The organism is Streptomyces sp. RP5T, assembly GCF_003933965.1.
Classification (GTDB): Bacteria; Actinomycetota; Actinomycetes; order Streptomycetales; family Streptomycetaceae; genus Streptomyces.
This window is the reverse complement of record NZ_RSAJ01000424.1, coordinates 1-7471: the sequence shown is the minus strand read 5'-3', so window position 1 is coordinate 7471 and position 7471 is coordinate 1. Positions and strand designations below refer to the sequence as shown.

The 7471-nt window shown below is 64.4% G+C and carries 7 protein-coding genes; 1 reads left to right on the top strand and 6 read right to left on the bottom strand.

Going from position 1 to position 7471, the window contains the following annotated elements:
- The 4 genes from EHS43_RS32120 to EHS43_RS32105 form a co-directional block, all read right to left on the bottom strand.
- A partial coding sequence (locus EHS43_RS32120; protein WP_221740778.1) for a hypothetical protein occupies window positions 1-447 on the bottom strand: 447 nt, incomplete at its 3' end.
- A 51-nt stretch (window positions 448-498) separates the two neighbouring features.
- On the bottom strand, window positions 499-1488 hold the full coding sequence (locus EHS43_RS32115; RefSeq protein WP_125194198.1) for a BtrH N-terminal domain-containing protein: 990 nt from the start codon (window positions 1486-1488) through the stop codon (window positions 499-501).
- Between the two features lie 69 nt (window positions 1489-1557).
- Window positions 1558-1761, bottom strand: coding sequence for a DUF397 domain-containing protein (locus EHS43_RS32110; RefSeq protein WP_125194197.1), 204 nt, complete (start codon window positions 1759-1761; stop codon window positions 1558-1560).
- Entirely contained in the window at window positions 1761-2606 is an 846-nt protein-coding gene (locus EHS43_RS32105; protein WP_125194196.1) for a helix-turn-helix transcriptional regulator, read from the bottom strand. Before EHS43_RS32105 ends, EHS43_RS32110 begins: the two co-directional genes overlap by 1 nt.
- 203 nt (window positions 2607-2809) lie before the next feature.
- Between EHS43_RS32105 and EHS43_RS32100 the strand changes: the two genes are divergently transcribed.
- The gene (locus EHS43_RS32100) at window positions 2810-3472 is read left to right on the top strand and encodes an ATP-binding protein (protein WP_125194195.1); all 663 of its coding nucleotides are present in this window, start codon (window positions 2810-2812) and stop codon (window positions 3470-3472) included.
- A 79-nt stretch (window positions 3473-3551) separates the two neighbouring features.
- On the opposite strand, the gene EHS43_RS32095 is transcribed toward EHS43_RS32100, so the two are convergent.
- Both EHS43_RS32095 and EHS43_RS32090 read right to left on the bottom strand, forming a co-directional pair.
- The gene (locus EHS43_RS32095; RefSeq protein ID WP_260470806.1) at window positions 3552-6620 is read right to left on the bottom strand and encodes a DUF3427 domain-containing protein; all 3069 of its coding nucleotides are present in this window, start codon (window positions 6618-6620) and stop codon (window positions 3552-3554) included.
- Window positions 6621-6868: 248 nt separating this feature from the next.
- Window positions 6869-7246: a nuclear transport factor 2 family protein gene (locus tag EHS43_RS32090; RefSeq protein ID WP_125194194.1), complete on the bottom strand. Its 378-nt coding sequence runs from the start codon at window positions 7244-7246 to the stop codon at window positions 6869-6871.
- Between the last annotated feature and the right edge of the window lie 225 nt (window positions 7247-7471).

The window sequence follows — 7471 nt, the reverse complement described above, 5'->3', positions numbered from 1 at the left end:
GCCGTACACCTCACCGCGGCCCGCCATCAGGAACGCGGTCTCTCGTACGACGGCCGTGCAGCCGCCGGGCCCACGGGGCCGTAGGACGAAGTACTGCGCCCCCAGGTCACCGAGCGCCCCGAACCCGACGCTCGCGACGGCCAGGACGGTCAACAGGACGTACCCGAGCCGGCGCGGCACGTACCGCCCGGCCGTCACCGCCGTATCGCCGTCGCCCTCGACAGGGGCCGAGCGCCGCTCGCGTACGCGGTGGACGCCCATGAGCACGAGCGCCACGACCGCCAGAGCCCCACCCAGCACCCACGCCGGAACCACCCGCCCGGCGACGACCACCAACACGCCGCCCAGGCTCGCCACAGCCGCCAGCACGAGCCCCAGGACACTGACGGCCGGGTACGGGAACGGCGGCCGGGCCGCCGGGCGGGACCGCCACTGCGCAAGGTCCATCAGCGCACCCTAGCCGCGAACTGCTCGCCGCAGAGCGGCCGTTGTGGTGGTTCAGGCGGCAACACGGCTCAGCGACTCCATCGCCTCGCGTTCGACGCGCGCCAGCTCGTGGAGGGTCTCGCCCGCCCGTACGAGGAACCGGTCCTCCCCCGACTCACCGGCGCTGGTGATCAACGCCGCGACCTCGGTCCACAGGGCAGCAGCCTCGGCGTACAGCCGGTGACCGGTGCGCAGGTGCTCACTGTCGACGAACTCGGCGCACTCCGCGAGGAAGTCGCGATAGAGGTTGCGGAACAGGGCACCGCCCGTACCGCCCCTCTCCATCAGCAGCGCGGCCTGCGGCAGATCCCGCCCCGGGTCCCCACTCCGCCGGAGCCAGGTGCGTACGGCCTTGCCGGCCTTGTCGATGCCCCGGTACCCCAGGTTGGCGATGGGCGGGTTGAGGAAGGCGTGCGCGCACTCGGTGATGGCGGGAACGATCCTCGTGTGGGCCGCGGGCAGGTCCTGAGCAGCGCTGACGGTGAAGGACCGGTGCCTGGCGGACATGGGCCCGCGAGCCGCCCTGGCCGCGGCCAGACTCGCCAGACTGGTGGACACGGCACCGCCCTGCTGCTCGGTGTCCACGAGACGGGCGACCTGGTCGTCATAGCCGTACAGGGCGACGACATGCCCCGCGAAGTGCACCTTCGCCGTGAAGTACTCCAGATGGAAACTGTCGAGCTGCAACCCCACGGGCCGCCCGGCGCCGATCGCCTCCACGACATCCGCCCACCCCTTCCGGGGCGAGGCCGTCTCCCGCACCTGGAGGTCCAGCCCCAGCACGTCAGCCAGATTCCGACTGAGCTCGAACGGCTTCACCCGCCCCCCGAGGAACGGAAACCCCATGCTCTTGCTGTCCCAGTAGACGAAGGACAACCCCCGGCCCAGCCCGAAGAGCATGGACTCGGAGAGATCGATCCCCTGATGGCGGAGGAGTACGCCGAGGGTGGTGGTCTCACAGTGCTGTAGGCCTCGGGGGTCGATGCCTTTCAGGGTGGTCACGTGATGTTCTCCTGGTCGGCCTGCCTCGGTAGCCGACGATAACCGGCGCGACAGCACGCGGGGCCGTTCCTAAAGGCCCTCGGGAGGGGTACGACGGACTCCGGACAGGAAGCTGTGCCAGGCCCCCGCTGATATGACGAGGTGAGGGTGTTCAGGGGCTTTGGAGTCTCGTACGAGGATCTCGGGCTGCACGACGGCGGCCTCCACACACTCGGTTCCACTGCCTCCGCTGTAGGAGGACTTGAACCACGCGTGCTTCGGTGCCTTCGTCATCAAAGCTCCTTGCTTATACGGCGGATGACCGCCGCCGAGGACTCAAGGTCGAGTGCCTGGGCGCTGAGGTATTCGAACGCCAACCTATAACGCTCCAGTTCCCGTTGCTTCTCCATGAAGAGGCCCCCGCCCAGCAAGTCCACGTATGCCACGTCGAGTTCGGGGGTTGGGCCGCGCAGGACGGCGAAGCTGCCCACGGAGGCGGCGTGCGCGCCTGACGAGAAGGGGAGTACCTGAACGGTGACGTGCGGTCGTTGCGCCATCGCGAGTAGGTGCTGGAGCTGATCCTGCATGACCTCGCTACCGCCCACCCTGCGCCGCAGTGCTGCCTCATCGACCACACACCACAGCAGCGGGGGCTCCTCTCGTTCAAGGAGTTCCTGCCTCTTCATGCGGATGTCGACCATGTGCTGCACTTCGCGTTCGGGGCACTGCACTTCCGAGGCTCGGTGGACGGCTTCCGCGTAGGCGCGGGTCTGCAAGAGCCCAGGGATGTACATGCAGGCGTAGTGGTCCTCGCGTACGACCTCGTCCTCAAGCGTGAGCATGAGGTTCATCGACTCGGGGATGGGGTCGTCGAGGGAGCGCCACCAGCCCTGGATCTTGGCGCCCTTCGCAAGCTCCACGAGGGCGAGACGTTCCTCGTCGGAGGCGCCGTACTCGCGGCAGAGAGCGTCGACCGCCGGCCACTTGACGGTCCCTTCCTTCGTTTCGTAGCGGCTCAGGGTCGCCTTGGAGATGCCGACGCTGGTGCCTGCCTCTTCGAGGGTCAACCCCTTTCGCTCCCGGAGACGACGGAGGTCGGCGCCGAGTTGGCGCCTTCGTGTCGTGGGTCCAACTGCCATTCCTGCGGCCCTTCATGTTGATCCAGCAGATCGTCCTGGTTGCCCCAAGGTGACGGCAAGGTGGCGCGCGCCGGGGGCGCTCGACGGGTCTCCACGCCACCAGAGGTTCGAGATGAGAGTTCCATTTTGAGAGTTCCAATGCAACTCTCTGTATGCGGGTGGTCGCACCCGGCAACTCAACTCGAAGGTAGAGGTGTTGATGGATGGACTGCATCGCTGGTGTCTCGAGGAAGCCCTGGAGTCTTGCCTTCACTGCGGAACCGCAGGAGGTCGCGGCGCTCCGGCGGATCATGCGACTTCACTTGGGGTTGTGGGGGCTTCACGGTGTAATCGAAGCCGCTCAGCTCTGCGTCAGCGAACTCGTTTCGAACGTCATCAGACACGTGGGCACTGGCACGCCCGCCACCCTCGTCGTCTCCATGAGTGGAACCCGCGTTCGCATCGAGGTCCACGATTCCGACACCCGCGCCCTGCCGGTGTTCCTCGACGCCGGCCTGGATGCAGAGTCAGGCAGAGGGATGGCGCTGGTCACTGCTATTACCGACCGTTGGGGTGTTCAGCTTCAGGCCGACCGGAAAGTGACCTGGTGTGAGCTGCCGACGGGGTTGCCTTCAGCCGAAGGGCACTCCGGGGGTGCTCGGGTGAGTCGAGTAGAGGCCTTGCTGGGCGGCTACGGTGGCGAACAGGATCGCCTATGGCTGGCGGGGGCCGGAGCGGTGGCGGTGGTTGAGGAGGCGGCGATCGACGTGATGGTCGATGTCCTTCACTGGTTGAGGGCTCACGGACGTGACGCCGATGAGGCCCTGGATCGCGCACAGACACGCTTCGAGGTGGAGGCTGAAGACACTGATGCCTTCGCCACCTGAGGGAATGAGGAGGACTTGGGCCGTAGGCGGCGGTGAAAGCCTGGCCCTTTCTGTCGATGGTGGCTTCAATTCTCCGCGGCTATCCGGCTGCAATGGTCGAGTACGTCCAGACATCGGCCGGGAGTTCGTGACGGAGATCCCACGTGATCGCCATCGGCTTGCTACCGGCGTGATCCACGTAGGTGGCCGGGCCTAGGAACATCCACGGCTCCGCCTTACCGATGGCATTGCGCTTGTAGCGGCGGAGGAACAGCAGGATGTGGCTCCCTAGCTGTTTGTGTCGCTGGTAGCGCAGACCCGTCGGAGAATTTTCCAGAGTGTTGCCCTGCGACTCCCAGTGGAATCGGGAGGGGCTGATTGCATAGTCCTTGTAACGGACGCTGGGAGAGAAGTCCCGCTCGTTCTTCTCCAGGGTGATCAGTAGCGCGTCCGTCTTGATCTCCTCGATCCAGCTCACGCCTTGGCTGAAGACGCCGGGCATCTGTCCGCCCAGACGCGCAACCCCCAGCGCGGCCAAGACCTCGGAGCGGTTGTATGCGCTGTGGATCTTCAAGGGGAGGTGGCTGAGTGGTCCTTCAAGAGCGATGGGGAAGTGGTCTGTACGGTCCAGGACATACGACAGCACCTGCTGGAGTTCGTCCCGGAACAGGTGTTGAACACGCAGGGATTCCAAGCCTTCTCGGTACCCGGAGAAGCCGCCCGCTTTGTCCCACAGGTTGAAGAAGAGCATGCGGGCGTATGCCTGTTCGGCGTGGGTGAGGGAGTCGTAATCGGGGGCGTCGTCGGCCAGTAGGCGCAGGTACATCTGGGCTCGTTCAGGATCGTCGACATGCAGGAAAGCGTGGACGCGCTTGAGGAGGTCTTCTTCGCCGGGCAACGGGGCCTGCTTCACGAAACCTGCCCTACGGAGGACCTTGGTCCACGAGTTGTCGCTCTTGTAGAGCTCCTTGATGTCTCGCCTGCTCTCGCGCAGGTAGGCATCCAGCGTGGGTGTGCTGTAGTCCCTGACTTCCTTGGCGAGTGTGTTGATGGTGGCGTTAAGCTGCGTGCGGATGTTGTCGAGGACGAGTTTCTTGGACTTCCCCTCCAAGAGGATCTGGCAACCGGAGGGGAGGTGGGGGAAGTCGCGCTCAATGCTGTCGACCAGGCGGTTGCGAGACAGGTTGGTCAGCGCGCGGAACTGCTCCTCGAAGCGGAACTCGGCCCGGTGCTGGCCGATGAAGTCAAGGACCGTCAGCACCGGCTTGTTCGGTGTACGACGAAGACCGCGTCCCAGTTGCTGCAAGAAAACCGTCGCGCTGTTCGTGGGGCGCAGAAGAAGGAGGGTGTCCACATCGGGGATGTCCAGGCCCTCGTTGAACAAGTCCACCGAGAAAACGACTTGGATCCGGCCTTCTTTGAGATCCTTCAGTGTCCGCTCGCGCTCTGCAGCAGTCGAATCACTGTCGAGAGCCGCAGCCTGGAAGCCGGCCTTCTCGAACTGCCTCGCCATGAAGTGCGCGTGGGCTTTGGTCACGCAGAAACCCAGAGCCCGCATGGTCGCAGGGGTGGCGATCTTGTCCTTGACCTGCTTGATGACGATGAGAGCCCGAGCGTCACTGCCCGTGTAGACATTGCCGAGCTCGTCCCGATCGTAGGAACCCGCACGCCAAGTCAGCTGAGTCAGATCCGTGCCATCCGGGATTCCAAAGTAGTGGAAAGGGCACAGTAGGTCGGCTTCCAGTGCCTCCCATAGGCGCAATTCGGCAGCGATCCGGCCATCGAAGAATTCATCTTGGACGTTGAGCCCGTCCATCCTCTCCGGTGTTGCCGTGAGGCCGAGTAGCTCCGTCGGCTTGAAATGGTCGAGTACGCGACGGTATGTACCTGCTGTAGCGTGGTGGAACTCATCGATGACGATCACGTCGAAGTGGTCCGGTGTGAGCTGTTCCAGGCGCTGGAGGTTGAGGGACTGGACGCTGGCGAAGACGTGAGTCCATTCACTGGGTTCCTGGCCATTGAAGAGCAACTCGCCGAAGGAAGCGTCGGCGAGTACCTCTTGGTAGGTTCGCAGAGATTGCTTCAGGATCTCCTTGCGATGTGCGACGAAAAGCAACCGGGGGAGCTGCCCGGCTGCCTGGTCACGCATGGCGCGGTAGTCCAGAGCCGCCATGACGGTCTTGCCGGTGCCGGTGGCTGCCACCAGCAGGTTCTCGTGGTGGCCGCGAATCACGCGTTCGACGCGAAGGCGCTCCAGCATGTCCCGTTGGTGCGGGAACGGCTGTACTTCGAGTCCGGAAAGGCTGATCTTGAGATCGTCGCCCGAACCGCCTCCGCCCGCCCGGGTCAGCGCATCAGTGAGTCGCTCGCCGTCTTCGTCCGGGTCATATGGTTCGAAGGAGGAGTCGTTCCAGTACGCGTCGAATGTCGCCTCGAACTTGTCCAGCACTCGGGGCGTGGAGACCGACGACAGCCTTACGTTCCACTCCAGGCCGTCCAGCAGCGCAGCCTTGGATAGGTTGGAGCTGCCAACATAGGCCGTATTGAAGCCGGTATTGCGACGGAACAACCAAGCCTTCGCGTGTAGGCGGGTCGATCGGATCTCGTAATTGACCTTGACCTCGGCGCCGAATTCCCGTACCAGACGGTCTACGGCGTGGCGGTCCGTGGCTCCGATGTAGGTGGTCGTGATGACCCGAATTTTGGCTCCCCGCTCCGTCGCTGCGCGGAGGGAGTCTTCAAGCACTCTTATGCCGTGCCACTTGACGAACGCGCACAGCAAGTCGATGCGATTGGCCGTCGCAAGTTCCGCACGCAGTTCGGCTCCCAGATTGGGGTCGTCCGGAGCGTTGGTGATCAGAGCCGTCTCGGAGAGGGGCGTCAGGGGACGGATCGCGAATACGCCGCAGGCTTCTTGTTCGGCGACCGCTAGCAACTGGCGAGGTCCATCGGCGATGGTGCTGCTGATCCCGTCCTCGTCCGGGTCGGGCGCGCTGGCTGCCAACGCCTGCATGATGTGATTGGCGACGGCCACCTGCTCCTTCTGAGGGAGCTGGGCCAGCCTGCGTCCCACCGCCTCACCGATGTGTCGGGCCAGAACGTGGGGCGTGGATTCTTTGCTGACCTCCGCGTCGATAGCCTTCCATCCTGCGGCTTCGAGGCCCACCATCTGATCGTGAAGATCCTGCGTGACGAGCTTTTCGTAGACGCCCTCGCCCAACTGCGCCGGGTCCCCCGGATCTGACACGACAGCTCCCTCGATCTCTCCCACCGATAGGGATCAGTTCTAACAGCAACCACTGACAATCGAAGGCGTCACACAGAAAAGTGCCCTAGCGCTGTGGCCTCAACCGCCAACAGCAGCACCCGAACACCTACGGCGCAAGTTCAGGAGAAGGACAGCGGCAGAAGGATGACTCAGGAGGTGAACTGCTCGATCTCCCCCGCAAAGACGATGACCTGGTCGATGAGACTCCGCCGCAAATGGACGACGTCCGTTCCCACCAGGCGGGGACCTCCATCCGGCGTGGTGAAGACCCACTGGTACCGGGCCCACTCGTCAGGCATGTCTACCGCCGAGCAGCGCACCATCGTGCCGGTCCCCGCCGGGTGGCGCCGGATGTCCAGCACGAACCGCTCGACCGCCGCGATTCCTTCGCTGCGGCCCAACGGCCCCCAGAAGATCACGTCTGAGGTCAGAGCCTGGGAGAGCAGGGCGGTCACATAGCTGTCGTCCGAGGCGTTGAACGCGGAGATGAACGTGTCGATCGCGGAGCGTGCAATCTCTTCCTGCATGTCCCAGTAATACCAGCCGTTTCACATGTGCCCGTCCGCGAGCGGCCTTCCGCTCACGGTGAACCATCCCGGTTACGGCACCAGCGGGCCGTTGGGAGCGCGTGTGCCTCGGGTGTGCTGAAAGCGGGGGCACCGCTCCACCATCAGGCAGTAAGGGGCCGAGAAGTCAACTCGGCCCCTTACCACGTCACTCCCCGTGGCACTCCCCATAAACCCGCCCCGACC

Coding starts and splice junctions, on each gene's coding strand:
- EHS43_RS32110 (WP_125194197.1), bottom strand. CDS start 1,761: ATGACGAAGGCACCGAAGCACGCGTGGTTCAAGTCCTCCTACAGCGGA.
- EHS43_RS32105 (WP_125194196.1), bottom strand. CDS start 2,606: ATGGCAGTTGGACCCACGACACGAAGGCGCCAACTCGGCGCCGACCTC.
- EHS43_RS32100 (WP_125194195.1), top strand. CDS start 2,810: ATGGACTGCATCGCTGGTGTCTCGAGGAAGCCCTGGAGTCTTGCCTTC.
- EHS43_RS32095 (WP_260470806.1), bottom strand. CDS start 6,620: ATGGTGGGCCTCGAAGCCGCAGGATGGAAGGCTATCGACGCGGAGGTC.
- EHS43_RS32090 (WP_125194194.1), bottom strand. CDS start 7,246: ATGCAGGAAGAGATTGCACGCTCCGCGATCGACACGTTCATCTCCGCG.